Origin of the sequence: Rhizobium sp. NFACC06-2, assembly GCF_900101425.1 — a bacterium.
GTDB lineage: Bacteria > Pseudomonadota > Alphaproteobacteria > Rhizobiales > Rhizobiaceae > Agrobacterium > Agrobacterium leguminum.
In genome coordinates this window covers 132,624-158,689 of record NZ_FMVA01000007.1, presented here as the reverse complement: position 1 = coordinate 158,689, position 26,066 = coordinate 132,624, and the positions used below count along the sequence as shown (strand labels likewise).

Annotated in this window: 21 protein-coding genes; 14 read left to right on the top strand and 7 right to left on the bottom strand. The window is 60.2% G+C overall.

Annotation, left to right across the window (positions count from 1 at the left end; translation table 11 throughout):
* The first annotated feature begins 112 nt into the window (after nucleotides 1-112).
* The gene (locus F3H58_RS14115) at nucleotides 113-2,626 is read left to right on the top strand and encodes a GcvT family protein (RefSeq protein ID WP_149742638.1); all 2,514 of its coding nucleotides are present in this window, start codon (nucleotides 113-115) and stop codon (nucleotides 2,624-2,626) included.
* A 160-nt stretch (nucleotides 2,627-2,786) separates the two neighbouring features.
* On the top strand, nucleotides 2,787-3,620 hold the full coding sequence (locus F3H58_RS14110) for a response regulator (protein ID WP_149742637.1): 834 nt from the start codon (nucleotides 2,787-2,789) through the stop codon (nucleotides 3,618-3,620).
* 16 nt (nucleotides 3,621-3,636) lie between these two features.
* On the opposite strand, the gene F3H58_RS14105 is transcribed toward F3H58_RS14110, so the two are convergent.
* A complete protein-coding gene (locus F3H58_RS14105; protein WP_149742636.1) occupies nucleotides 3,637-5,193 on the bottom strand; it encodes a phospholipase D family protein in 1,557 nt (518 codons plus the stop codon).
* Nucleotides 5,194-5,352: 159 nt separating this feature from the next.
* Between F3H58_RS14105 and F3H58_RS14100 the strand changes: the two genes are divergently transcribed.
* Genes F3H58_RS14100 through F3H58_RS14090 form a run of 3 tightly spaced genes read left to right on the top strand, consistent with a single transcriptional unit; the run spans nucleotide 5,353 to nucleotide 6,673 of the window.
* Nucleotides 5,353-5,667, top strand: coding sequence for an ArsR/SmtB family transcription factor (locus F3H58_RS14100; RefSeq protein ID WP_003524773.1), 315 nt, complete (start codon nucleotides 5,353-5,355; stop codon nucleotides 5,665-5,667).
* Entirely contained in the window at nucleotides 5,664-6,020 is a 357-nt protein-coding gene (locus F3H58_RS14095; RefSeq protein ID WP_149742635.1) for an SRPBCC family protein, read from the top strand. Before F3H58_RS14100 ends, F3H58_RS14095 begins: the two co-directional genes overlap by 4 nt.
* A 41-nt stretch (nucleotides 6,021-6,061) precedes the next feature.
* Nucleotides 6,062-6,673, top strand: a complete 612-nt coding sequence (locus F3H58_RS14090; RefSeq protein ID WP_149742634.1) for an ATP-dependent Clp protease proteolytic subunit — start codon at nucleotides 6,062-6,064, stop codon at nucleotides 6,671-6,673.
* 42 nt (nucleotides 6,674-6,715) lie between these two features.
* Here F3H58_RS14090 and parE read toward each other — a convergent pair whose 3' ends face one another.
* Nucleotides 6,716-8,836, bottom strand: a complete 2,121-nt coding sequence (parE, locus tag F3H58_RS14085) for a DNA topoisomerase IV subunit B (RefSeq protein WP_149742633.1) — start codon at nucleotides 8,834-8,836, stop codon at nucleotides 6,716-6,718.
* A 225-nt stretch (nucleotides 8,837-9,061) separates the two neighbouring features.
* On the opposite strand from parE, the gene F3H58_RS14080 reads away from it, so the two are divergent.
* From F3H58_RS14080 to pyrG, 4 genes are all read left to right on the top strand, one after another.
* Nucleotides 9,062-9,943, top strand: a complete 882-nt coding sequence (locus F3H58_RS14080) for an alpha/beta fold hydrolase (protein WP_149742632.1) — start codon at nucleotides 9,062-9,064, stop codon at nucleotides 9,941-9,943.
* A 213-nt stretch (nucleotides 9,944-10,156) separates the two neighbouring features.
* Entirely contained in the window at nucleotides 10,157-10,927 is a 771-nt protein-coding gene (gene tpiA, locus F3H58_RS14075) for a triose-phosphate isomerase (protein WP_149742631.1), read from the top strand.
* A 116-nt stretch (nucleotides 10,928-11,043) separates the two neighbouring features.
* Nucleotides 11,044-11,505 carry a preprotein translocase subunit SecG gene (gene secG / locus F3H58_RS14070; RefSeq protein ID WP_149742630.1) on the top strand — a complete coding sequence of 154 codons (462 nt, stop codon included), beginning with the start codon at nucleotides 11,044-11,046 and terminating at the stop codon, nucleotides 11,503-11,505.
* A 161-nt stretch (nucleotides 11,506-11,666) separates the two neighbouring features.
* Nucleotides 11,667-13,295, top strand: coding sequence for a CTP synthase (gene pyrG / locus F3H58_RS14065; RefSeq protein WP_188128916.1), 1,629 nt, complete (start codon nucleotides 11,667-11,669; stop codon nucleotides 13,293-13,295).
* Nucleotides 13,296-13,595: 300 nt separating this feature from the next.
* Here pyrG and fumC read toward each other — a convergent pair whose 3' ends face one another.
* Complete coding sequence (gene fumC / locus F3H58_RS14060; protein ID WP_149742628.1) at nucleotides 13,596-14,987, bottom strand: class II fumarate hydratase; 1,392 nt, start codon at nucleotides 14,985-14,987, stop codon at nucleotides 13,596-13,598.
* A gap of 412 nt (nucleotides 14,988-15,399) precedes the next feature.
* On the opposite strand from fumC, the gene F3H58_RS14055 reads away from it, so the two are divergent.
* Nucleotides 15,400-17,349: a L,D-transpeptidase family protein gene (locus F3H58_RS14055; protein WP_502706418.1), complete on the top strand. Its 1,950-nt coding sequence runs from the start codon at nucleotides 15,400-15,402 to the stop codon at nucleotides 17,347-17,349.
* Between the two features lie 67 nt (nucleotides 17,350-17,416).
* Here the strand turns inward: F3H58_RS14055 and F3H58_RS14050 are convergent, their stop codons facing one another.
* Nucleotides 17,417-18,118 carry a phosphoglycolate phosphatase gene (locus F3H58_RS14050; protein WP_149742627.1) on the bottom strand — a complete coding sequence of 234 codons (702 nt, stop codon included), beginning with the start codon at nucleotides 18,116-18,118 and terminating at the stop codon, nucleotides 17,417-17,419.
* A 190-nt stretch (nucleotides 18,119-18,308) separates the two neighbouring features.
* On the opposite strand from F3H58_RS14050, the gene rpiA reads away from it, so the two are divergent.
* The 4 genes from rpiA (at nucleotide 18,309) to F3H58_RS14030 (ending at nucleotide 22,750) form a co-directional block, all read left to right on the top strand.
* Nucleotides 18,309-19,004 (top strand): ribose-5-phosphate isomerase RpiA, encoded by a 696-nt coding sequence (gene rpiA / locus F3H58_RS14045; RefSeq protein ID WP_065654995.1) that lies wholly within the window; start codon nucleotides 18,309-18,311, stop codon nucleotides 19,002-19,004.
* Between the two features lie 16 nt (nucleotides 19,005-19,020).
* The gene (locus F3H58_RS14040; protein ID WP_003524811.1) at nucleotides 19,021-19,590 is read left to right on the top strand and encodes a DUF2059 domain-containing protein; all 570 of its coding nucleotides are present in this window, start codon (nucleotides 19,021-19,023) and stop codon (nucleotides 19,588-19,590) included.
* A gap of 147 nt (nucleotides 19,591-19,737) precedes the next feature.
* Nucleotides 19,738-21,126, top strand: a complete 1,389-nt coding sequence (gor, locus tag F3H58_RS14035; RefSeq protein WP_149742626.1) for a glutathione-disulfide reductase — start codon at nucleotides 19,738-19,740, stop codon at nucleotides 21,124-21,126.
* A gap of 247 nt (nucleotides 21,127-21,373) precedes the next feature.
* Nucleotides 21,374-22,750, top strand: a complete 1,377-nt coding sequence (locus F3H58_RS14030) for a class II 3-deoxy-7-phosphoheptulonate synthase (RefSeq protein WP_065654997.1) — start codon at nucleotides 21,374-21,376, stop codon at nucleotides 22,748-22,750.
* A 169-nt stretch (nucleotides 22,751-22,919) separates the two neighbouring features.
* On the opposite strand, the gene F3H58_RS14025 is transcribed toward F3H58_RS14030, so the two are convergent.
* The 3 genes from F3H58_RS14025 to radC form a co-directional block, all read right to left on the bottom strand.
* Nucleotides 22,920-24,659, bottom strand: coding sequence for a TadG family pilus assembly protein (locus F3H58_RS14025; RefSeq protein ID WP_149742625.1), 1,740 nt, complete (start codon nucleotides 24,657-24,659; stop codon nucleotides 22,920-22,922).
* A gap of 1 nt (nucleotide 24,660) precedes the next feature.
* The gene (locus F3H58_RS14020; RefSeq protein WP_003524819.1) at nucleotides 24,661-25,083 is read right to left on the bottom strand and encodes a TadE/TadG family type IV pilus assembly protein; all 423 of its coding nucleotides are present in this window, start codon (nucleotides 25,081-25,083) and stop codon (nucleotides 24,661-24,663) included.
* A 137-nt stretch (nucleotides 25,084-25,220) separates the two neighbouring features.
* Complete coding sequence (gene radC / locus F3H58_RS14015; RefSeq protein ID WP_149742624.1) at nucleotides 25,221-26,054, bottom strand: RadC family protein; 834 nt, start codon at nucleotides 26,052-26,054, stop codon at nucleotides 25,221-25,223.
* Between the last annotated feature and the right edge of the window lie 12 nt (nucleotides 26,055-26,066).

Sequence of the window (26,066 nt, the reverse complement as noted above, 5' to 3'; positions counted from 1 at the left end):
CCCTATGGCCATGTCGCAATCAGGCGGCTGAACAACCCGCAAGCGCTTCATATTCCTCCCATCCAATGTCGGCGGAATAAGGCAAGGCCGGCGCTTTTCAGGGGTTCTGTAAATGAAGACACATGCACGGGCGGTGGTGATCGGTGGCGGCGTCGTTGGCGTTTCGACGCTTTATCATCTTGCCAAGAAGGGCTGGAGCGACAGCGTGCTCATCGAGCGCAAGGAGCTGACTTCGGGTTCCACCTGGCATGCGGCCGGGCTTCTGCCGCTGTTCAACATGAGCTATTCGGTTGGCCAGATTCACAAATATTCCGTGAAGTTCTATGAGGAGCTTCAGGAAGAGACCGGCATGAATGTCGGCTTCTCCAAGGTCTCGAATATCCGTCTCGCCCGCACCAAGGATCGCTGGGACGAATATATGTATTATGCCGGTATCGCCGAGACCATCGGCGTGCGCGTCAACATGCTGACGCCGGAGCAGGTGAAGGAAATCTGGCCGCTCTGCGAGACGGACGGCCTGCTCGGCGCCATCCAGCATCCCGATGACGGTTATATCCAGCCTGCCGATCTGACGCAGGCGCTCGCCAAGGGCGCGCGCGATCGCGGTGCCACCATCTATCGCAACACGACAGTCACCGCCATCGAGCAGCTTGAAGACGGTCACTGGAAGGTGACGACGGACAAGGGCGAGATCATCGCCGAACACATCATCTCCTGCACGGGCTCCTTTGCCCGCAAGACCGGCGAGATGGTCGGCATCAACATTCCGGTCATTCCGGTCGAGCATCAATATATCGTCACCGAGCCGCATCCGGCCATTCAGGAACGCCGCCGCCAGGGCCTGCCGGAAATGGGCGTGCTGCGCGAATCCGACTCGGCCTGGTACATGCGTGAAGAAGCGGGCGGGCTGATCCTCGGTCCTTATGAAGTTGGCGCGCCGGTCTGTTATGTCGACGGTCCATCCGATGACAGCGAATATGAGCTGTTCCAGGAAGAACTCGATCGACTGATGCCGCATATCGAAACCGCCATGGTGCGCGTTCCGGCCTTCGGCGAAGTCGGCATCAAGAAGGTCTATAACGGCGCGATTGCCTATACGCCTGATGGCAATCCAATCGTCGGTCCTGCGCCGGGCCTGAAGAATTTCTGGCTGAACGAAGGCCACTCCTTCGGCATCACCGCCGCTGGTGGTGCAGGCTGGCAGCTGGCCGAATGGATCGTCGATGGCGAGCCGACGCTCGACCTGATGGGCGTCGATCCGCGCCGCTTCGGCCCTTACGCAACGGAAGGTTACCTCATCGCCAAGAACGAGGAAGCCTATGCCAACGTCTTCACCATGCATTACCCGGATGAAGAGCGCTCTGCCGCCCGTCCGCTGAAGACGACGCCGGTTTACGACCGTCTGAAGAAGCTCGGCGGCGTGTTCGGCTCCGTCTATGGCTGGGAGCGCGCCAACTGGTATGCGCCCGAAGGTTACGCGCTGCGTGAGGAAGACCTCGGCGTTGGCGCCGATGTCATCACCAGTCATAACCATGCACCGGCTCTGGATGATGGCCGTATCGTTGAGAAGTGGTCGTTCCGCCGCTCGAACTACTTCGAGCATGTCGGCAACGAAGTGAAGAACGTGCATCAGAATGTCGGCGTGCTCGATATGTCGGCCTTCGCCAAGATGGAGGTTTCCGGCCCCGGTGCGCGGGCATGGCTGGACAGCATTCTCGCCAATGCCATCCCGAAGAAGCGCGGCCGTATCGCGCTTACCCATCTCCTGACGCCGAATGGCGGCGTGAAAGCGGAATTCACGGTCTATGAATGGGCGCCGGGCCGCTTCTACATGGTTTCGGCCGGTGGTCTCGAAGCCCATGACCATGACGTGCTGCGCCGCCTTGCGCCCACCGATGGTTCGGTTGTGCTGCAGCCGATCACGCAGAAATACGGCGTGCTGGTTCTGGCCGGTCCGAAATCGCGTGATCTGCTTAAGAAGTTGACCCGCACCAGCCTTGAGAACAAGGACTTCCCCTGGCTCACCGGCAAGCAGATTTCCGTCGGCGTGGCGACGGCGCATGCGTTGCGCGTCAACTTCGTGGGCGAACTTGGCTGGGAACTGCACCATCCGATCGAGATGCAGAACTACATCTTCGACCGGCTGATGGAAGCGGGCGCCGAATTCGGGATCAAGCCATTCGGTATCCGCGCCATGGTCTCCATGTCGCTCGAAAAATCCTATCGCAACATGGGCCGCGAGCTGTCGGTGGAATACAACGCCTATGAATCCGGTCTTGCTCGCTTCGTGCGCCCGGAAAAATCCTTCATCGGCCGCGATGCGCTGGTAGCTTACAAGGAAGCCGGTGCGAAGTGGGTGTTCTCGACGCTGACCGTGTCTGGCAATACAGACGTCGATGCGCGCGGTTCGGAAGCAATCTTCGATGAAAACGGCGTGCTTGCCGGTCGTGCGACAAGCGGTGGCTTCGGCTGGCGCATGGGCAAATCCATCGCGCTTGCCATGCTCAAGCCGGAATACGCAGCAGTCGGTACCAAGCTCAAGATCCGCATTCTCGGCACGTCCTACGATGCCGAAGTGGTGGAAGAGAGCCCGTTCGACACCGATAACGCACTTCTGCGCGTATAAGACAGAAATCCCCTCCCAAACTTGGAATACGGCCCCTCGCGGGCCGTATTTCCGTTTAAGTAAGCATGTGCTCAACTGAAGCTTCAGAAATAGTGCTATTAATCATTCTGAAAAATGAGCCTGCTATCTTAAGCTGACATTCGATGGGGGTCGGGACAGAATGAATTTCCTGGGCATAACGGGCATGCAGTATTCGGGCGTGCCTTTTACAAATAGCCGGATTTTGCTGGCGGAAGACAGCAACGTGTTCACCCAGATGGTGAGCAGGCGGCTCAATGAGATGCTGGGCGTTTCCGTGGAGGTTTGCCGCTCCTTCGAAGAGTTGCAGGCCTGTTACGAACATTCGTCCGAGCCGGTGACACTTGCCATTTCCAATATCAACCTGCCCGGGGCGGAAAAGGGAGAGGCGCTGGAATATCTGATCGATCTTTCGATCCCGACCATCGTTTTCACCAGCACTTTTCATGAGGCGACGCGTGAAACGCTGATCGCCAAGGATGTGGTCGATTATATTCTGAAGGACAATATTTTCGCCGTGGATATGCTGACGGAATCCGTCTGCCGCTTTCTCACCAACCACCGCCATCACGTGCTGATCGTTGATGACAGCCCGACGGCGCGGGCGCTGCTTTCGAGCCGTCTCAAGCGTTATAATTTCCGCGTCAGCCTGGCGGATAGCGGTGCGAAGGCGCTCGATATTCTGAAGGCCAATCCCGATATCGGCCTCGTGGTGACCGATTACAACATGCCCGATATTGACGGCTTCGAACTGACACGGCGCATCCGCACCATGCGCGGGTCGCATGAGCTGCGCATCATCGGGGTGTCTTCCTCCACCAACCGGCTGCTTTCGGCGCGGTTTTTGAAGGCGGGCGGCAACGATTTCATGCTGCGCCCCTTCATCGACGAGGAGTTTTATTGCCGGGTCAACCAGAACCTCGATACGCTGGTGCAGATACAGCTGGCGAAAGCGGGGGTAAGGCCGGCGGCCTGAGCCCAGGCTTTTCCCGCTAAAGCTGCGATTCCAGCGGCAGGAAGCGCATGATACCGGCAACGATGCGGCGGCTGATGGCAGCGTCGGGTTCGCGCCGGTATGTCCTTGTCCGCCCCTGTTCTTCCGTCATCCAGACGATGTGCCTGCCTTTGTCGATTTCCAGCTCGAAGCTCATGGTGCGGCGGATTTCGCCGGCGAATATCTCGTCCATACAGGCAACCAGCGGCGCCGAGTTGAAGACGACGCCCATTTCCGTATTCAGCGAGGCGGAACGCGGATCGAAATTGAGCGAACCGATATAGCCGGTCCTGCCATCGCGGGTGAAGGCCTTGGTGTGCAGGCTCGCCTGTCCCGAGCCTCGCAGGGTGAAGTTGGACTGCTCCGCCTGCGCGCGCAGCTCGTGCAGGCGCACCCCGCCGGAGAGAAGCGGTTTTCGATAGCGGGCATAACCGGCGTGCACGGCGGCCACATCTGTCGCGGCCAGCGAATTGGTGAGGATGGCGACCGACACGCCGTTTTCTGCGAGCTGTTGAAATATCCCCACACCCTGTTTGCCGGGAATGAAATAGGGGGAGGTAATGTGCAGGCTGTCGCTTGCCGCCTGCATCAGCGGCAGCAGGCTTTCCATCAGGAAGTTATGACCCTTGCGGCGTTTGCCCGCCGCCTTTTCCGGCGGGTCGGCGAGGATATCCGCCGCCTCGACCCAGTGCAGACGGTCCGACATCAGGAAATGGTCGCGGCCATACTGGCTTTCGACCCGCTCCAGATAGGGTTTTGCCGCTTCGCTTTTCGGCAGGGCATCGAGTTCGCGCCGCAGCTTTGCGAGTTTGCTCGGTCTGCGCGCCAATAGCGAACGCACGGGCACGGAAACGGCGCTGTTCCAGTAATCGTCGAAGATTTCCGTGGCGTCGGCGACGATGTTGCCGAAGCCGAGAATATCGAAATCGTGGAAATTTGCCCGCTCGGCAGCGTCGAAATAGGCGTCGCCAATGTTGCGCCCGCCGACGATCACGGCCCGGCCATCGGCAATCCAGGCTTTGTTGTGCATGCGCCGGTTGACGCTTCGGAAGCGCAGCACCAGCTCGATGCTTCGATGCAGAATGTTTTCCCGCGCCCGGGTGGGGTTGAACAGTCGCAACTCTATATTCGGGTGGCTGTCGATGGCGTGGAAGATGCGGTCGGAGATGGAGACGCCGAGATCGTCGAGCAGCAGGCGTACGCGTACGCCGCGATCGGCGGCGGCGATGACTTCGCGCATCATCAGCCGTCCGGTCAGGTCGGCATTCCACATGTAATACATCAGATCGAGGCTGCGCCCGGCGGCACGCGCCGCCGCCACGCGCACCGCAAAGGCATCGAGGTTGGAATGCAGCAGGCAGAGCGCATTTTTCTCGTTCCAGCCGTTTCTTATCGATTGCCAGTGCCGGTCCAGCGTCGTCGCGTCTTCGGCAAGGGGCAGGGCGGTGGAGGGGCGCTTGGGAATGGCCTTTTCCCGCTGTTTGCCGATGACGACAAACAGGCTCGGCCCGATGACCATGAGAAGAATGATGATGAAGACCGTAAATGCAGTCACTTGTTTTGATCGCTCCCGGCCCGAAGAGTATCAGGCGGAATGAAAACGCGCGAGGGGATAAAGCGTTCACGGCATCTCCTGCCATCAGCGTGAAAAAGACGCGTTTTGCACGCGCCGAAAGGGCTTGTGAATCAGATAAGTGTGTGCTTATGTGTTGTCATGACTGAGAACGATATTTTCCGGGCGCTGGCCGATCCGACGCGCCGCGCCATCTTCGAAAAGCTGGCGGATGGCGCCATGAACGCTTCCGCCCTGCGTGAGGGGATCGAGATCAGCCAGCCGGCCATGTCACAGCATCTTTCGGTGTTGCGCGGGGCAGGGTTGGTCGTCGAGAAACGGCAGGGCCGTTTCGTCAATTATGAGGTGGATCCGGACGGGCTGACGCGCATTGCGGCCTGGCTCGGCAAATATCGCGCCTACTGGCCGCAGCGCATTGAGGCTCTCAAACTCCTGCTGAAGGATATGGACCAATGAACAGGCAGACACCGGAAGCGCCGAAAAACGGCATCGAGCTTGAATATGATCTGGACGAGCCGCCGCAAAAGGTCTGGCGCGCCATCAGCATTCCGGCGTTTCGTGAAAACTGGCTGCCGAAGGCGGCTTTGGCGGAACCCGATGCGATCGATATCAAGCCCGGCGAGGAGGTTCGCTACCGGCTGCGCGAGGATAATCCGCCCTTTCTGGAAAGCACCGTCACCTTCAGGATCGCGGCGAACGCCCATGGCGGCACCAGCCTGCGCATCATTCATGACCTGCCCGTCAATACCGGCCGTATGATAAAAGCCGCCGCAAACCATAACGGTTCGCCGATCAAGCTCGCCGCCTGATCCGGAACGTTCCCCGACATTTCAACGACAGGAGTTCGCCGATGCGCGAAGCGATGCAACTCGTCCCTATGGTAGTCGAACAATCGTCAAGGGGAGAAAGGTCTTTCGATATCTACTCCCGGCTGTTGCGGGAAAGGATCATCTTCCTCAACGGCGAGGTGAACGATGCGGTTTCGGCGCTGGTCTGTGCGCAATTGCTTTTTCTGGAGGCCGAAAACCCGAAGAAGCCGATCCATCTCTATATCAATTCGCCAGGCGGTGTGGTGACCAGCGGTCTCGCCATGTATGACACCATGCATTATATCCGCGCACCGGTTCATACGCTCTGCATGGGAACGGCCCGCTCCATGGGATCGTTTCTGCTAATGGCGGGGGAACCGGGCGAGCGGAGCGCCCTTCCCAATGCCAGCATCCACACTCATCAACCGCTGGGCGGTTTCCAGGGGCAGGCGTCGGACATGCTGATCCATGCCGAAGAGATGAAGCAGACCAAGCACCGTATGACGCGGCTTTATTCCGAACATTGCAAACGCAGTTATGAAAAATTCGAAGCGGCCATGGACCGGGATTTTTTCATGACGGCGGAGGAAGCGCAAGAATGGGGTCTGATCGACCGCATTCTGCGTGTTCGTGAGGATGTTGCTGCGGCATAAGTTAAAGTGTCCCGCCCGCATATCGCGGGCCGGGACGGACAGTCAGATATCCAGATTATCAGCGAATGCCGCCCGTTCCTGAATGAAACGGAAGCGGGCATCGGCCTTGGTGCCCATCAGGTTGTCGACGGCCTCGCGGGTGCCTTCGAAATCCACATCGTCGATCTCGACGCGCAGCAGGGTGCGCTTTTCGGGATCCATGGTGGTTTCCTTCAGCTGCTGGGCCATCATTTCGCCGAGGCCTTTGAAGCGGCCGATTTCGACTTTCTTGCCCTTGAAGACGGTTTCCATCAGCTCGGCGCGGTGGGCGTCGTCGCGGGCATAGGCGCTCTTGGCACCCTGACGGATGACATAAAGCGGCGGCACGGCGAGATAGAGATGGTTGCCGCGAATGAGTTCCGGCATTTCCTGATAGAAGAAGGTGATGAGCAGTGAGGCGATATGCGCGCCGTCGACATCGGCATCGGTCATGATGATGATGCGCTCATATCGCAGGTCTTCTTCGCGGTACTTGGTGCGCGTGCCGCAGCCGAGCGCCTGGATGAGATCGGCAATCTGCTGGTTGGCGGAGAGCTTTTCGCGGCTGGCGCTGCCGACGTTGAGGATTTTGCCGCGCAGCGGCAGGATGGCCTGGTTGGCGCGGTTGCGCGCCTGCTTGGCCGAGCCGCCGGCCGAGTCGCCCTCTACTATGAAAAGCTCGGCCCCTTCTGCGGTGTTCTGGGCGCAATCCGCCAGCTTGCCGGGCAGGCGCAGCTTGCGCACGGCGGTCTTGCGGTTGACTTCCTTTTCCTTGCGGCGGCGCAGGCGCTCTTCGGCCCGCTCGATCACCCAGTCGAGCAGCTTTGCCGCTTCGCCCGGATTGCCGGCGAGATAATGGTCGAAGGGATCGCGCAGCGCGTTTTCGACGATGCGCTGGGCCTCGACGGTTGCGAGCTTGTCCTTGGTCTGGCCGACGAATTCCGGCTCGCGGATGAAGACGGAGAGCATGCCGGCGGCCGAGATCATCACGTCATCGGTGGTGATGTCCTTGGCGCGCTTGTTCTGCGTCAGGTCCGCATAATTCTTCAGGCCCTTGGTGAGCGCGATGCGCAGGCCGGCCTCATGCGTGCCGCCTTCGGGCGTCGGAATGGTGTTGCAATAGGAATGGATCTGCGTATCGCCGCCATACCAGGTGACGGCCCATTCCAGCGCGCCGTGGCCGCCGGTCTTTTCCGTGCGGCCCGAGAAAATCTCGCGGGTGACGGTGAATTCCTTGCCGAGCGTGGCGGCAAGATAATCCTTCAGGCCGCCGGGGAAATGGAAAACGGCCTTTTCGGGGATTTCACCACCGGCCGGCACCATGCCGGGATCGCAGCTCCAGCGGATTTCGACGCCGCCGAAGAGATAGGCCTTGGACCGGGCCATGCGGAAGATGCGGGCCGGTTCGAACTTCGCGTGGTCGCCGAAGATTTGCGGATCGGGATGGAAACGCACGCGGGTGCCGCGGCGATTGTGCACGTCGCCCAGCTCTTCCAGCGGACCGATCGGCAGGCCGCGCGAGAAACGTTGGCGGTAAAGCTTGCGGTTACGGGCCACTTCCACTTCGAGAAGATCGGAGAGCGCATTGACCACGGAAACGCCGACGCCGTGCAGGCCGCCCGATGTCTCATAGGCCTTGCCGTCGAATTTGCCGCCGGCATGCAGCTTGGTCATGATGACTTCGAGCGTCGACTTGCCGGGTACCTGCGGGTGGTTTTCCACCGGAATGCCGCGGCCATTGTCGGTGACCGTCAGGAAACCTTCGGCGTCGAGGTGAACCTCGATGAAATTGGCGTGGCCGGCGACGGCCTCGTCCATGGAGTTGTCGATGACTTCGGCGAAGAGATGGTGCAACGCCTTTTCATCGGTGCCGCCAATATACATGCCCGGGCGCATGCGTACCGGCTCGAGGCCCTCGAGTACGCGGATCGACGAGGCGCCGTAGTCGTCACCGGTGGGAGACATGGGCGGCGGGGGAGCGGACGAAGCGACAGGGCCAACGGCTGCCGGTTTCGGCTGCACGTTTACATTGGCAGCAGCGGTCGCCGGGGCCTTCGCGGTTTTCGCCGCGTCCTCGTTCGTTTCCGTATCGCTGTTTCGTGCTGCCGGAAGACCGGAAAAGAGATCGTTGCTGTCGTCCATCATGTCCAAAGTTCAAAAGCGTGTGTCAGAATTTCGCCATGCGAATCATTATGCCAATAGCGTCAATCATAACGCCAAACGCGGTTCCCGTCCGATTTGAAGTGGGCCTGTCTGGGAGACGCGGCGCATCCTATGCCACGATTGTGTCAGGGTTTCGCAACAGGAGGATTGCGCTGGCGAGGTTGCAATGGCAAGTCTCGCAGCCACGAATGAACGGTTAGGCAAGGCATGTCCACAGCTCATTTCACGTTTTGTACTCTTTTCAGCCTGACTGTGGCGGCCATGCCCGTCGCAGTCTCCGCCGCCGACGGGCCGCTGCGGCCTTTCAAGGACGAGTTGTTCTCCGCACAGACGGTGCTTTCCACGGGCGATGGCGGCGCATCCGAAGTCATCGACTATCAGGAGATGCGCGATATCAACGGCCGCGACGAGGTGCCGGAGCGTCGGGTGAAGCGGCAATATGTGGATATGGCGCCGAAGAAGGCACAGGCGCTGGAAACAATGTCCGTTGAGGGCAGGGCGCTTGAGGTCGGCCGCGTCGGGCCGGCTAGCGGGCAGGCCTTCACGGTCATCTTCATCCACGGACGCGGCGGCGACCGGCGGCTCGGCATGAACGACTACACCTTCGGCGGCAATTTCAACCGGCTGAAAAACCTCGCTGTGGCCAATGGCGGCACCTATTATGCGCCGAGCGTGCGCTCCTTCGATGAAAACGGCGTTGCCGATGTTGCGGCGCTGATTGCCGATGCGGCGAAAAAATCGGGCGGCAAGCCTGTCATTTTGACCTGTGCCTCCATGGGCAGTTTCATCTGCTACGGCATCAGCCGCGACAAGGCTGCCGTCGCCAATCTCAAGGGCATGGCGATCCTTGGCGGTGCGGTCGATCCGGATTTTCCGAAAAGCGTCTTTGCCAGGGCGAAGAAGCCGGTCTGGTTCACCCATGGCAGCGCCGACAAGGTCTATTCCGCCGACAGCCAAGCGACGATCTTCCGCTCCTTGCTGAAGGCCGGCGAGCCGGCGCGGTTCACGCGTTACGAGACCGGCAGCCACGGCACACCGGTGCGCATGACCGACTGGCGGGCGGTTTTGAACTGGATTTTGAGCCGCTGAGGCCGCTGTTTCGGGTCAGCGGCGGCGAATTTTCAGAAATTGGCCGTCGTTTTGAACCTTCGGGCCGCTTTTTTGTACCATTTATTGCCGGGGCCGTTTAAAGGAATATCCCGGGATTTCCGGCAGTGTTTCTGTCGCGATTATGGGCCGTGATACGGCTGAGGGAAGGGGCGCCGCCACAGGCGGCCTCAAGACAAAGGGAATGGGATACGCATGACGCCGAATGTTCGACCGCTTGTTGCCGGAAACTGGAAGATGAACGGCACCCGTGCCTCGCTCGATCAGATCAAGGCCATGGCAGAGGGCGTCAAGGGCGCGCTGTCCGAAAAGGTGGATGCGCTGATCTGCCCGCCCTCGACATTGCTCTACGTCTCAACGGCGCTTTGCGATGACAGCCCGCTGATGATCGGCGCGCAGGATTGCCACCAGAACGCCTCCGGCGCCCATACCGGCGATATTTCCGCCGAGATGATCGCCGACTGCTTCGGCACCCATGTCATCGTCGGCCATTCCGAGCGCCGCACCGACCATGCAGAGACGGATCATCTGGTGCGCGCCAAGGCCGTTGCCGCCCATCAGGCCGATCTCATCGCCATCGTCTGCATCGGCGAAACCGCGGATGAGCGCAAGGCGGGCCAGACGCTCGATATTCTCAAGCGCCAGCTCGCCGGCTCCCTGCCGGATGAGGCTACCGCCGAAAACACCGTCATCGCCTACGAGCCCGTCTGGGCGATCGGCACGGGTCTGACACCCACCGTGGACGATGTGCGCGAGGCCCATGCCTTCATGCGCGACGAACTCGTCAAGCGCTTCGGCGACGCCGGCAAGACCATGCGCATCCTCTATGGCGGCTCTGTGAAGCCCGCCAATGCGCTGGAACTGATGGGCGTCGAGAACGTGGATGGCGCGCTGATCGGCGGCGCGAGCTTGAAAGCTTCAGACTTCCTGTCCATCTATGCGGCATACGAGCAACTGACGGCCTGAGACAGGTTTTCCTGTTACAGATGGCGGGAAAGGGGCTTGGAATAAGCCTTCGCCTCATGTAAAGAGCCGCGAAACCTTCTTTGTAGTGCTCCGCGCGGGGCATGGAATGGATTGTCATGCAGACCGTTTTGATTGTTATTCACCTCATGATCGTGCTGGCGCTTGTCGGCGTGGTCCTGATCCAGCGCTCCGAAGGCGGCGGCCTCGGTATCGGCGGCGGTTCGGGCTTCATGTCCGCGCGCGGAACGGCCAATGCGCTGACGCGCACCACGGCGATCCTTGCCGCGTTGTTCTTCGCGACCTCGCTCGGCCTCGGTCTCCTGACGCGCTACGAATCGCGCCCGACCGACATTCTGAACCGTATTCCGGCCACGCAGGGCCAGGGTAACGGCATTCTCGATACGCTCGGCCCGGCGACGACGCCTTCGACGCCCGCTCCGGCTCCGGCTGAGAATGGCGTTCCGACCAATGGTGCAGCCGCACCGGCTCAGACGACCCCGGCTCCGGCCGCTTCCGGCACGGCCGCTCCGGCCCCGGCGCAGCCAGCCGATCCGAACGCAGTTCCGACCGGTCAATAAGCCCGGTTTTGATTTAACGCTCCGGCAGGCCAAAAGCCTGCCGGTTTTCTTTTGTTCGCATTCCGGCCTGTGACCCATCGCAAATTCGTCAACAGCGAATTTTCGAAAGCATGAAATTTGGGCTGGCGGAATCAGAGGTAAAAAGGTATCCGGTGAATCCCATGGCGCGATATGTATTCATCACAGGCGGCGTGGTCTCCTCTCTAGGCAAGGGCATCGCTGCGGCAGCACTCGGAGCTTTGTTGCAATCCCGTGGTTATCGGGTGCGGCTTCGTAAACTCGACCCCTATCTGAACGTCGATCCCGGCACCATGAGCCCGACACAGCACGGCGAAGTGTTCGTGACGGATGACGGTGCCGAGACGGACCTCGACCTTGGCCATTACGAGCGCTTTACGGGGCGTTCGGCAACCAAGACCGACAACATCACCACCGGCCGCATCTACAAGAACATCATCGACAAGGAACGGCGCGGCGACTATCTCGGCGCAACGGTTCAGGTCATTCCGCATGTCACCAACGAGATCAAGGATTTCGTGATCGAAGGCAATGACGATTACGACTTCGTCATCTGCGAAATCGGCGGCACGGTGGGTGACATCGAGGCGATGCCGTTCATGGAAGCGATCCGTCAGCTCGGCAACGACCTGCCGCGTGGCACGGCGATCTATCTTCACCTGACGCTGATGCCCTACATTCCGGCAGCAGGCGAATTGAAGACCAAGCCGACCCAGCATTCCGTCAAGGAACTGCAGGCACTCGGCATTCATCCCGACATTCTGCTAGTGCGTGCCGACCGGGAAATCCCGGAAGCGGAACGCCGCAAGCTTTCGCTGTTCTGCAATGTGCGTCCGTCCGCCGTCATCCAGGCGCTGGATGTGGCGAACATCTATGACGTTCCGATTGCCTATCACAAGGAAGGTCTCGATTCGGAAGTGCTGGCCGCTTTCGGCATCGAGCCGGCGCCGAAGCCGCGTCTGGAGCCCTGGGAAGAGGTCTGCAACCGCATTCGCACGCCGGAAGGCGAGATAACGATTGCGATCGTCGGCAAATATACCGGCCTCAAGGACGCCTATAAGTCGCTGATCGAGGCGCTGCATCACGGTGGCTTTGCCAACCGCGTCAAGGTCAAGCTCGAGTGGATCGAGTCGGAAGTCTTCGAAAAGGAAGACCCGACGCCTTATCTCGAAAAGGTCAACGGCATTCTGGTGCCCGGCGGTTTCGGCGAGCGCGGTTCGGAAGGCAAGATCATGGCGGCGCAGTTCGCGCGTGAGCGCAACGTGCCCTATTTCGGCATCTGCTTCGGCATGCAGATGGCGGTCGTGGAAGCGGCCCGTCACCTTGCCGGCATCGAAAATGCCTCCTCCACCGAATTCGGTCCGACCTCTGAGCCGGTTGTCGGCCTCATGACCGAATGGGTCAAGGGCAACGAGCTGGAGAAGCGTTCCTCCAAGGGCGATCTCGGCGGCACCATGCGTCTCGGTGCCTACAAGGCGGCGCTGAAGAAAGACACCAAGATCGCCGAAATCTACGGCACCACGGATATTTCCGAGCGCCACCGCCACCGCTATGAGGTGAATGTGGACTACAAGGACCGGCTGGAAGAATGTGGCCTGGTCTTCTCGGGAATGTCTCCCGACGGTGTCCTGCCGGAAACGGTGGAATATCCCGATCACCCGTGGTTCATCGGCGTTCAGTACCACCCGGAACTGAAGAGCCGTCCGCTCGACCCGCATCCGCTGTTTGCCAGCTTCGTGGAAGCGGCGGTGGAGCAGAGCCGGCTGGTTTGACGGTTTGAATGAGACGAAGAGGGTCGCGACAGCGGCCCTTTTTTATTGTGGGACGTCTAGACACCTCCTCCGTCACCCCGGACTTGATCCGGGGTCCAGTGCGATCAAGTCTTTGATCGCAAAAGACTCTTTTCACGGCGCAGACGCGCCGTAGCTGGATGCCGGATCAAGTCCGGCATGACGGAGAACTCTTCCCCGACTGATCATCCTGAGGTTCGTTCTGGATGGGCTTGTCTTTTGTTGAGCAAACAAAAAACGGGCCCGAAGGCCCGTTCTCTATTCCACCAAAATCCAAGCCGATTACTTCGGCCCGATCATGTTTTCCGGGCGCACATACTGATCGAATTCCTCGTTGGTGAGGTATCCGCCGCCAACGGCTTCTTCGCGCAGGGTTGTGCCGTTCTTGTGTGCGGTCTTGGCGATCTTGGCGCAGATGTCGTAGCCGAGCTTGCTGTTGAGCGCCGTCACCAGCATCAGCGAGTTCTCGACGCCCTTTTTGATGTTGTCTTCCCGGGCCTCGATGCCGACGACGCAATTGTCGGTGAAGGAGACGGCCGCATCGCCCAGAAGCTGGACCGACTGCAGGAAGTTGTAGGCCATCATCGGGTTATAGACGTTGAGCTCGAAGTGACCCTGCGAACCGGCGAAGGACAGTGCCGCATTGTTGCCGAAGATGTGGGCGCACACCTGCGTCAGCGCTTCCGACTGGGTGGGGTTGACCTTGCCGGGCATGATCGACGAGCCGGGTTCGTTTTCCGGCAGCGACAATTCGCCGAGACCGGCGCGCGGACCGGAGCCGAGGAAGCGGATGTCGTTGGCGATCTTGAAGAGTGCAGCCGCAGCCGCATTGATCGCGCCATGGGAGAAGACCATGGAATCGTGCGAGGCGAGCGCTTCGAACTTGTTCGGCGCGGTCACGAAGGGCAGGCCGGTGATCTTGGAGATTTCCTCGGCGACCTTTTCGGCAAAGCCGATGGGAGCGTTGAGGCCCGTGCCGACGGCGGTGCCGCCCTGGGCGAGCTTGGAGAGCGCGGGCAGGGTGGTTTCGATATTGGCGATGGCGGATGCGACCTGCGCGGCATAACCGGAGAATTCCTGGCCGAGCGTCAGCGGCGTTGCATCCTGCGTGTGGGTGCGGCCGATCTTGATGATCTTTTCGAACTGCTTGACCTTGGCTTCCAGCGCCTTGTGCAGGTGCTTGAGGCTCGGCAGCAGGTGATGAACGATCTCTTCCACGCAGGCGATGTGCATCGCGGTGGGATAGGTGTCGTTCGAGGACTGGCTCATATTGACGTGGTCATTGGGGTGGACGGGCTTCTTGGTGCCCATTTCGCCGCCGAGCATCTCGATTGCGCGGTTGGAAATCACCTCATTGGCGTTCATGTTGGACTGGGTGCCGGAACCGGTCTGCCAGACGACGAGCGGGAAATGCTCGGTCAGCTTGCCGTCGATGACTTCCTGCGCGGCGGCGATGATGGCCTCGCCGACCTTGGGGTCGAGGCCTGCCAGCGCCATGTTGGCGCGAGCGGCTGCCTGCTTGACGATGCCGAGCGCGCGAACGACAGAGGCGGGCTGCTTTTCCCAGCCGATCTTGAAGTTGCCGAGCGAGCGCTGCGCCTGCGCGCCCCAATAGCGATCGGCCTGAACTTCAATGGGTCCAAATGTATCGGTTTCCGTCCGTGTGGCTGTCATCAATCTTGCCTTTTTACTCGTTTTCCTCCGCCAAAACGGCGCCTTCGCCCGCCTTGCGCGGCCGATATATAGAATCATCGCGCCGGCAATGAAAGCGCTGCAACGCAGCGGAGGCAGATATTTCCCGCCGCGCAAAAGCGATTTCGCCTTAAGGCGCGGTGCAGGGTGAAAAAGGCGCCGGCGTGTCATTTTTACTACGACGCGAAATGGCTGGAAAACCGGGCTTTCCGGGGTGCTGGGAAGGTCGGGCGGGGCAGGGCAAAGTGAATGAAATAAATGGAAATTTAACCATTCTCGCCAATTCTGGAAATTACGTTTTTACGGCTTTGGCTGTATCATAAGGTTCATTTCGGCACGGTTGTGGGCCTTTTCGCGTTTTCTTTTCAACGGGCCGTCGATCGGCTAGACAGGCATGAAACTGATGCCCGCCCTTTCGCTGGCGGTGCTGGGTGCTACGAGGATCAAATTGCAAGTCACATCTGGAAAAACATCGGCAGCACTGGTGCTGGCTCTCGGTCTTTCCGTTTCCACCGCTCTTCCCGGCAGCGCCGGTGCGGTAACGCTGATGGACCTCCTGCGCGGCGGCCCTGGCAAGATCGCGCGCGATCGCGGTGAATTGCCGCCGGCCGGCATCGTCACCTCGCCCTCCGGATCGAGCGCTGGCCAAAGTGCCGATGCTTCCGATCCCGAGCCGCTGCCGCGTGTTTCCGGCCCGCGTTATTACGACTACAAGGCGGATACGGCCCGTGCGGTGAACACGGCGAATTTCGGTGAAGGCCTTGCCAATCTGAAATTCAGCGCCACCCCCGAGATCGCCAAGGCGCTGGAAGCCTATTACGGCGCCGGCGGCAAGACGCTCTGGATTTCGGAAGGCGAGCTGACCGCGCGCGCCAATGCTGTCATCGCCTTTCTCGAGACGGTCGGAGAAAGCGGCCTCGATCCGGCCGATTACAGCATTTCGCCGCCGGCAAAGGATGTGACTGCCAGCATCAGCAACGCTTCCGGTTCGGCTGCGACCGGTACGCCGGTGGAGACGGCCTCGGCGCCCGTGTCCGACGCCTATCAGCGGGCGCAGATGCAGTTCGAGCTGGCGCTTTCCGCCAAGGTTCTCGCCTATGTGCAGGATACGGCCCGTGGCCGTGTCGATCCGAACCGGCTTTCCGGCTATCACGATTTCAAGCGCAAGACGGTGAACCTCGCACCAGTGCTGAAGCTTGCGGGCCTGAGCCCGGATGTTGCCGCCTATCTGCGCAGCCGCGAACCGTCGGGCGCCGAATATCTGGCGCTGAAAGCGGAGCTTGCCCGCCTGCGCGGCGAAGGCGATGCGGCGCATGTCGTCCGCGTTCCCGCCGATCTGGTGCTGAAGCCCGGCAACAGCAGCGCTGATATGGCCAATGTCGTCAAGGCCATCGAACATCGCGCATCGCCCGCCTTCAAGGCGGAGCATGCGGCGATCATTTCTGGTTATCAGCAGACGCCGGATTATACGCCCGATCTCGTCGATCTGGTGAAGGCGTTCCAGAGCGAGAACGGTCTGAAGCCCGACGGCGTCATCGGCCGCGCCACCGTGCGCGCCATGGTCGGCGAAAGCAATGACGCGAAGATCGCCAAGGTGCAGGTCGCCATGGAGCAGGTCCGCTGGCTGCCGGCCGATCTTGGCCAGCGTTATGTCTTCATCAACCAGCCCGCTTTCATGGCCTATTACCACAATGATGGCGTGGAACAGTTCGGCATGAAGGTGGTCGTCGGCTCCAAGGCCAACCAGACCTATTTCTTCCAGGACGAAATCCAGACCGTCGAGTTCAACCCCTATTGGGGCGTGCCGCAGTCGATCATCGTCAACGAAATGCTGCCGAAGCTACGCCGCGATCCGTCCTATCTCGACCGGCTGGGCTACGAAGTGCAGGTGGGCGGTCGTGCCGTCTCCTCCACCAGCGTCAACTGGTATGGCTCGACCAATGCCGTTTCCGTGCGCCAGCCGCCGAGCAGCGACAATGCGCTGGGCGACCTGAAAATCCTGTTCCCCAATGCGCATGCCATCTACATGCATGACACGCCTGCCAAGAGCTTCTTTAACCGCGACATGCGGGCGCTGAGCCACGGCTGTATCCGTCTGGTCGATCCGCGTCGCATGGCCGCCGCCGTTCTTGGCACCAGCGTCGACAAGGTCGGCGAGCAGATCGCTTCCGGCAAGAACCGCGCCGTACAGGTTCCGGTGAAGATACCTGTTTACGTTGCCTATTTCACGGCCTGGCCGGACAAGGATGGCAAGGTGCAGTTCTTTGACGATGTCTATGATCGTGACAGCTACGTGCAGAAGGCCTTTGCCGTGACGACGAAGGCGCGGGCCGCGTCGATCTGATCAGAATAGCATCAAGAGAAGAAGCGCCGGAGACGGCGCTTTTTTGTTTTGGAGACAGGCCTCCCATTCAGGCCGCAGCGGCGCCCTTGCTAATCAGCTTCTCGAACAGCGCCGGCGTCAGCGCAGTGAAATCGTCGATCACGACATCCGGTTCGAGTTCAACCATTGGCACATCCGAATAACCGAAAGTGACGCCAATCGACGGCACGGCGGCGTTCTTTGCCGCGAGAATGTCGTTGATGCTGTCGCCGACCATGATGGAGCGCTGGACGTCGCCCCCGGCCTTTTCGATGGTGCCGAGAATATGGCGGGCATCCGGCTTGCGGAAGGAGAAAGTGTCGCCGCAGGTTATGGTGGCGAAATAGCGTGTCAGGCCGAGTTCTTCGAGTAGCGGTAGAGCGAGGATTTCAGTCTTGTTGGTGCAGACGGCGAGCGTGATGCCGGCTTCGGAAAGCGCATCCAAAGTATCGACGATGCCCGGATAGGGGCGGCTTTTGCCGGGCATTTCGGCGCGGTAATGGGTGATGAAGCGCTCATAGAGCGGCTCGATTTCGGCTTCCGGCAGTTCCGTCTCGCGAAGCGCGAAGGCGCGCTTGATCATTACCCGCGCACCCTGGCCGACGAGGTGGGTCAGGTCGTCATAGGTGACGGGAGCAAGCCCGGCTGCGGCAATGGTGTGGTTGAGGCTCGAAACCAGATCGGCGGCGGTATCGACCAGCGTGCCGTCGAGATCGAAAATGGCGAGCGGGGAGAGCGGGCGGGATGTCACGGGAACTGGCCTCTCGGGAATGCGTGTAACTGATGTATCGGTGCTTTCATTCACGCCAAGCCTAGGCAAACGGGCCTGTCTTTGCAACCGCGTCACAACGTTCTGTTCGTTGGCTTGAAAAAGGCTTTCGTTTGGCTTTCGACCCGTGTAAACAGCACGGCGACGACAAAGTTACCGGAGTTTCAGGCACATGGATGCCCGCCAGATGAAGATCAAGGCCGCCGAGGCCGCATTGTCCCACGTACAGGATGGGATGCGGCTCGGTATCGGCACGGGTTCGACGGCCGAGGAATTCGTCAGGCTTCTGGCCGAAAAGGTCGCCGCCGGTCTGAAAGTCGAGGGCGTGCCGACATCCGAGCGCACAGCGCGCCTGTGCGTCGAGCTTGGCGTTCCGCTGAAATCGCTGGATGAATTGCCGGAACTGGATCTTACCATCGACGGTGCGGATGAGGTCGATCATGCGCTGCGTCTCGTCAAGGGCGGCGGCGGCGCGCTGCTGCGCGAAAAGATCGTTGCGGCGGCATCCGCCCGCATGATCGTGATCGCCGACCAGAGCAAGGTGGTGGAGACGCTGGGCGCCTTTCCGCTGCCCATCGAAATCAACCCGTTCGGCCAGGTGGCGACGCGTATCGCCATCGAAAAACTGGCGTCGCGTTCCGGGCTTTCCGGCGCGCTGACGATGCGTTCGTCGGGCGACGGCGCCTTCATGACCGATGGCGGACACCTTATCCTCGACGCATCTTTTGGCCGTATTCCTGATGCAGAAGCGCTAGCACGCGAGCTGAACACGATTCCCGGTGTCGTCGAGCACGGACTTTTCATAAATTTGGCATCGCTTGCCATTATCGCGGGTCCTGAAGGCGCCCGCGTGATGCAGGCAGTATAACAGGAGCGAGATTTTCATGGTCAAACTAGCGGGACTGGGCAAAGCTGCCGCTGCTTCGATCCTCATTTCCGGCATCGTGTTCGGTACTGCCGCACGCGCTCAGGAAATTTCGGAAGCGCATATCGCTGCCGCACGGCAGGCGATCACCTCTCTTGGCGTTACCGACCGTTTCGACGACATTCTGCCGGGTCTGGCGGAGCGTCTGAAGGCCGAACTCATTCAGGCTTCGCCGAACGTTCAGGACGCGATCACCGAGACCGTCGATGCGAAGGCTCTCGAGCTTGCGCCGCGCCGCGCCGATCTGGAGCGCGAAGCAGCGCTCACCTATGCGCGCGCCTTCACCGTTGAAGAGCTGAACGCCATTTCCACCTTCTACAGCAGCGAAGCCGGCAAGAAGCTTCTGAAGGACGGCCCGATCGCCACGCGCGAACTGATGAAGGCCGCCGATATCTGGGCCGCCGGCATCAACCGCGACCTCAACGCTTCCAGCATGTCCGAACTGCAGAAGGTTGCCGGCGCCGATCTGAAGCCGCTTCCGGCCGATCAGAACGCCACCGGTGGCGCTCCGGCTGCTCCCAAGCCCTGATTGGGTGAACGGACAATTCAGAAATATTCAAAGCCCGGCCGCAAGACCGGGCTTTTCATTTGTGCGTCGCAGCACCTATATGTGCCGTGAATGCGCCGCCGCCCGTCTAGAGGCTGATAGCGGCGGTTTTGATCAGGGGTTTTGACTATGACAGCTTATGACTACGATCTTTTCGTCATCGGTGGCGGTTCCGGCGGCGTGCGCAGCGGCCGCGTGGCGGCCTCGCTCGGCAAGCGCGTCGCAATCGCCGAGGAGTACCGCTATGGCGGAACCTGCGTCATCCGCGGCTGCGTGCCGAAGAAGCTGTTCGTCTACGCCTCGCAATTCCCTGAGCATTTCGAGGATTCGGAAGGATTCGGCTGGAGCGTCGGCGAGCGCAGCTTCGACTGGAAGAAGCTCATCGCGGCCAAGGATAAGGAAATCACCCGTCTCGAAGGGCTCTACCGCAAGGGACTGGAAAACGCCAAGGCCGATATTTTCGACAGCCGGGCGGAACTGGTCGATGCCCATACCGTGAAGTTGACGAAAACCGGCGAGACCTTCACCGCCGAACGCATCGTGATTGCCGTCGGCGGCACGCCGAACGAGCACAAGGCGCTGCCCGGCCATGAGTTGACGATCTCGTCCAACGAGGCTTTCGACCTGGAAGAGCTGCCGAAATCGATCCTGATCGCCGGCGGCGGTTATATCGCGGTGGAATTCGCCAATATCTTCCATGGGCTCGGCGTCGAAACGACCCTGATCTATCGCGGCAAGGAAATCCTGTCGCGTTTCGATCACGACATGCGCAAGGGTCTGCACGAGGCCATGGAAGCCAAGGGCATCCGCATCCTTCTGGAAGATATCATCGAGGACGTCAGCAAGGATGGCGCCGGCGGTTTCGTGGCCCGCACCAAGCAGGGTGCCTCGCTGCATGTGGGCCTGGTGATGCTGGCGCTCGGCCGCGATCCGAACACCAAGGGTCTGGGTCTGGAAAATGCCGGTGTGAAGGTGGATGCGCGCGGTGCGATCATCGTCGACGATTATTCGCGCACGAATGTGCCGAACATCTACGCGCTGGGCGACGTCACCGACCGGGTACAACTGACGCCGGTGGCAATCCATGAGGCCATGTGCTTCATCGAAACCGAATACAAGAACAACCCGACCAAGCCGGATCACGAGCTGATCGCGACGGCGGTGTTCTCGCAGCCGGAAATTGGCACCGTCGGCCTTTCGGAAGAGGAAGCCGGCAAGAAATATCCGGAACTGGAGGTTTATCGCGCCCAGTTCCGGCCGATGAAGGCGACGCTTTCCGGCCGTCAGGAAAAGACGATCATGAAGCTGATCGTCAATGCCGCCGACCGCAAGGTTGTTGGCGTCCATATTCTCGGCCATGAGGCGGGCGAGATGGCGCAGCTTCTCGGCATCACGCTGAAAGCCGGCTGCACCAAGGATGATTTCGACCGCACCATGGCGGTTCATCCCACAGCCGCCGAAGAGCTGGTGACGATGTATTCGCCGAGCTATCGCGTCGTGAATGGCGAGCGTGTGTAACGCCGGTTCGGGCGTGATATAATCGCCGCCCACATCGCCTGCCGCCCTTTGAAAGCGAAGTTTTCGAATGGCGGCGGGGTTGTTAAATCGTTTGAATTGACTTTTGTGCGTCTGGAGCGCTCAAAACGGGCAGAATGAGCCGGATGGCTCGGGGATCGGCTATGCAAAGCCGATGCTTGGAGCTATAAGCCGCTCAATTTTTCGAGGCGGCCGCGCGACGTCGCGTGGGCGAGAAAAGGGTGAGAACATGGCACAGAATTGGACCCCCGGCAGCTGGCGGCAGAAACCGATCCAGCAGGTTCCCGAATATCCGGATGCGGCAGCGCTTGCGGCAACGGAAGCCACGCTTGCGACCTATCCGCCCCTGGTCTTTGCCGGTGAAGCACGCCGCCTGAAAAAGCAGCTTGCCAATGTGGCGGAAGGCAACGCCTTCCTGCTGCAGGGCGGGGATTGCGCCGAAAGCTTCCTCGAGCATGGCGCGGACAACATCCGCGACTTTTTCCGCGCGTTCCTGCAGATGGCCGTCGTCCTGACCTATGGCGCGCAGCTGCCTGTCGTGAAGGTCGGGCGCATTGCCGGTCAGTTCGCCAAGCCGCGCTCTTCCAACGTGGAAGCGCAGGATGGCGTGACGCTGCCGTCTTACCGCGGCGACATCATCAACGGCATCGAATTCAACGAGGCTTCGCGCATTCCGAACCCGGAGCGCCAGCTCGACGCCTACCGCCAGTCGGCTGCGACGCTGAACCTGCTGCGCGCTTTCGCGATGGGCGGTTACGCCAACCTTGAAAACGTTCACCAGTGGATGCTCGGTTTCATCAAGGACAGCCCGCAGGCGGACCGTTACCGCAAGCTGGCCGACCGGATTTCCGAAACCATGGACTTCATGAAGGCGATCGGCATCAGCGCGGACAATAATCCGAGCCTGCGCGAAACCGACTTCTTCACCAGCCATGAAGCGCTGCTGCTCGGTTACGAAGAGGCGCTGACCCGCGTCGATTCCACCTCCGGTGACTGGTATGCCACATCCGGCCACATGCTGTGGATCGGCGACCGCACGCGCCAGCTCGACCATGCGCATGTGGAATATTTCCGTGGCATCAAGAACCCGATCGGCCTGAAATGCGGTCCGTCGCTGACGCCTGACAATCTGATCGAGCTGATCGATGCGCTGAACCCGGCAAACGAGGCCGGCCGCCTGACGCTGATTTGCCGTTTCGGCCATGACAAGGTGGCGGACAGCCTGCCGAAGCTCATCCGCGCCGTTGAGAAGGAAGGCCGCAAGGTCGTCTGGTCCTGCGATCCGATGCATGGCAACACGATCACGCTCAACCACTACAAGACGCGTCCTTTCGAGCGCATCCTGTCGGAAGTCGAAAGCTTCTTCCAGATCCATCGCGCCGAGGGCACGCATCCGGGCGGCATCCATATCGAGATGACCGGCAAGGACGTGACGGAATGCACGGGCGGTGCGCGCGCCGTGACGGCGGATTCGCTGTCCGACCGTTACCACACCCACTGCGATCCGCGCCTCAATGCCGATCAGGCGCTGGAACTGGCGTTCCTGCTGTCCGAGCGCATGAAGAGCGGCCGCGATGAGAAGCGTCTGGCAATCGCCAACGCCTGACTGACACCATAAACAAAAAAGCCGCCGGGAGACCCTCCGGCGGCTTTTTCATGCGCGGCGCTGACCTAAAGCGCCTCGCGTTTAATCTGATTCATGCGACGCGCTTTATATTTTTGTTTTGACGCATGTCTTTGTCCCAAAACCGCTGCACACTTTTGGGAGACATGCTTTATTGCACCAGCGCCGGCTGCTGGCAGCGGACATCCGTGACCCGTACATCGGCTTCGCCGATCTTGACGCCGAGAACCAGAAGCACGTTGTAGAGCAGCTGATCGACCGGAGCGATGACTGCCGCAAGCGTGTTGGCAAGCGCCGACTGAATGCCCGCCAGACCTCCCAAATCCAGGTTAAGGAAGAGAAGCCTTATATCGAGATTGAGGTTCTTCAGCAGTGAACTGACAAGAGTGGTGACGGTGTCCTTGGTGGATACACTCTTGATCTTGGCCTGGGTAATATCGGACTGCGTGAAGGTCAGCTTGGTCTTGGTCATGTTGGTGGCATTGATGAGGGCGCTGCCATTGATGGCGAGCAGTGCTGAATCCACGATTGCGGCCTTGGTGACGCGCGGGTCCCTGCCGAAATTGGCAAAGGCGGTGGTATCGACATTGCCAAGGGCGATTTCGGCGATGCCAGGAACGACCTCGACATCGACGGTGCCCTGTCCGCCACCCGTGCAGCGAATATCGGCAAGCCGCGCTTCGGCATGGGCGACTTCCACATAGAGCGGGAGATTGACCTTGAGGCCGGCAATGGCCTGAAGCCCGTCCACCACGACACTGACCGCAAGACGGGTCTGTGCGGTGCGCACGACGGTGCCCTGACCGCCAACGGCGAGCGACGGCGTTTCGACCGGCGGTTCACCGATGGCGAGCGTTGCCTTGACCGAGGCGAGGCCGAGAAGATTGGCGTTGATGTTAAGCCCCAGCTGGTTACCGCCATTGCCCGCCACGGCGGCGGCATTGATGAGATCGAAGACGCCAGCGGTGACCTTGAGGTTTTCGCCCGTACCGATCAGCTTGTCCGAGAACGGGCCGAGATTGAGGATCTCCTCGAGCTTGATTTTCACGTTGCTCTTGTTGACGGTTTTTTGCAGCGCATTCAAAATGTTGACGACCGCCGGCTGCAAGCCTGCGGTTTTCGTCAGCACGTCGAGGAATTTGCCGTAGCTGATTTCCGTCTTCAGAACATCCTTATAGGTGCCGGCGGTGAGGTTGAGATCGATGGCCAGCGCCTCGACGATCTTCAGCGCATTGACATCGGCGGCGAGAAGCGCCTGATAATCCATGAGTTTCAATGAAACCGTGGTGCCGAGCAGACCGCCGAGCAGGCTGTTGAGAATTCCCTCATCAAGGCTGGCGAGGCGCGATCCCACCGAAAATGCCGCGATCCTTTGGGACGAGGCCGTTCCGACCGCCGAGACCTTTGGCGGCTTGGTGAAGGCGGAAGCGAAGAATATCTGGCCCTGTTCAACGATGTTCACCTTTATCGCATTGGTGGGCAGGGCGTTATCGACGAAACGCTGGCCGACCGGGACTGTCGCATCCGGCTCGTAATGACCCTTGATGACCTCGGCATAACCCTTGCTGTTGGCGAATTCATTCAGCGGGTCGAAGGGTTGCAGGCCCTTTTCGGTCAAAAGTCCCTGCGCCGTCCTGACACCGAGATTCATGCCATTGAGGGCGAAATATTGCTGAACCGCCTTTTCGGCGTCAGCGGCGTTGGCTGCTGCCGATATGGCCGCGAGATCGGCGGTCTGCTGCAATTGCCGTTTTTGCAATGTCAGATAACCGTAGTCGACGCCGAGCGCCAATATGCCGATGAAGAGCGGTGCGGTGAGCCCCGCCGAAATGGCGATGTTGCCCGTTTTATTCTTGAGGAAGCGGGGAAGCAGGGAATGAATATCTCGCATGTCATGCTCCTCCGATCCGGATGGTGGAAAAACGCCGGATGACCGGCTCGGGCAGGGTGTAGCTGTAGAGGCTCCAGATCGGCAGATCGCGGGCGTCATATTCGACCTTCACCGTGAACTGGTTGGCATTGGCGGGATCCGTCGCGACATCGACGGTGAAGCGGCTCTTGTCCATGAAGGCGTAGCTGAGGTCGCTTTTGGTGACGAAATCCCGGGCAAGCTGCTGGCGCTCGGTTGTGTTGAGGCCGGCAACCGCTGTGCGCGCCGCGTCGGCGGCGATCTGCTGCACCGAATAGGCCGCCATCAGATAAATGCCGTAGGCGATCATGGTGAGCAGGACGAGAAAGAATATCGGTGCGACGATGGCGAACTCGACAGCAGACGAGCCAGATCTATCGCGAAAGAAACGCACTCCATTAAACATAAAGCACCCCCGTTCCTTCAGGCATCAAGGTTCGATGCCTTGATTTATTATTTTCGGAAATGCTAATTTATAGGTGTTAATTTTGTGTTGATGCCGCTCCTATGGGTTGCAGCTCTTCTTAAGCTTTCGCGTCTACTTCAAATCAGCCGAAGGCCTTTGAAACTGGCGTGGCCGTCCTTGCCGATGATGATGTGGTCGTGGACGGTGATGCCGAGCGGCTTTGCCGTATCGATGATGGTCTTGGTCATCTCGATATCCGCGCGCGAAGGGGTGGGGTCTCCACTTGGATGATTATGTATTAAAATCAATGCGGTAGATGAAAGTTCAAGGGCGCGGCGCACGACCTCGCGCGGGTAGACCGGCGTATGATCCACGGTTCCCTGGCCCTGCACCTCATCGGCGATTAGGACGTTGCGCTTGTCGAGGAACAGGACGCGGAACTGTTCGCGCGTTTCATGGGCCATGGCGGCGTGGCAATAATCGATGACCGAGGACCAGGAGCCGAGCACCTGCTTGTTGCGGATTTCGCTTTTCAGCATGCGCTGGGAAACGGAGGCGACGAGCTTCAGATCGAGCGCCACGGTTTCGCCCACGCCCTTCACCTCCTGCAACAACGGCAAGGGAGCGCCGAGCACGCCGCCAAGTGTTCCGAAACGGGCGATCAGGGCCTTGGCGATGGGTTTGGTATCGCGCCTCGGGATCAGCCGGAAGAGAAGAAGCTCCAGCAATTCGTAATCGGCGAGCGCCGCGTCGCCGCCATCGCGATAACGCGCCCGCAGCCGGTCGCGATGTCCATGATAATGGGCGGCATCCGTTTCCTGATCGACCACGGCTGCCGGCCTCTTCGCGCCGCTTCGCGATTCGGCGAAAAAGCCGCGCTCATCCGCTCCGTTGAACAGATCGCCTTCGCCCGCCTGAAAGCCGGGAGTTTTGGAAAGATCGGCGGAAGGCGGGGCGGGGCGTTTTGCCATAGGCGGGTCTGG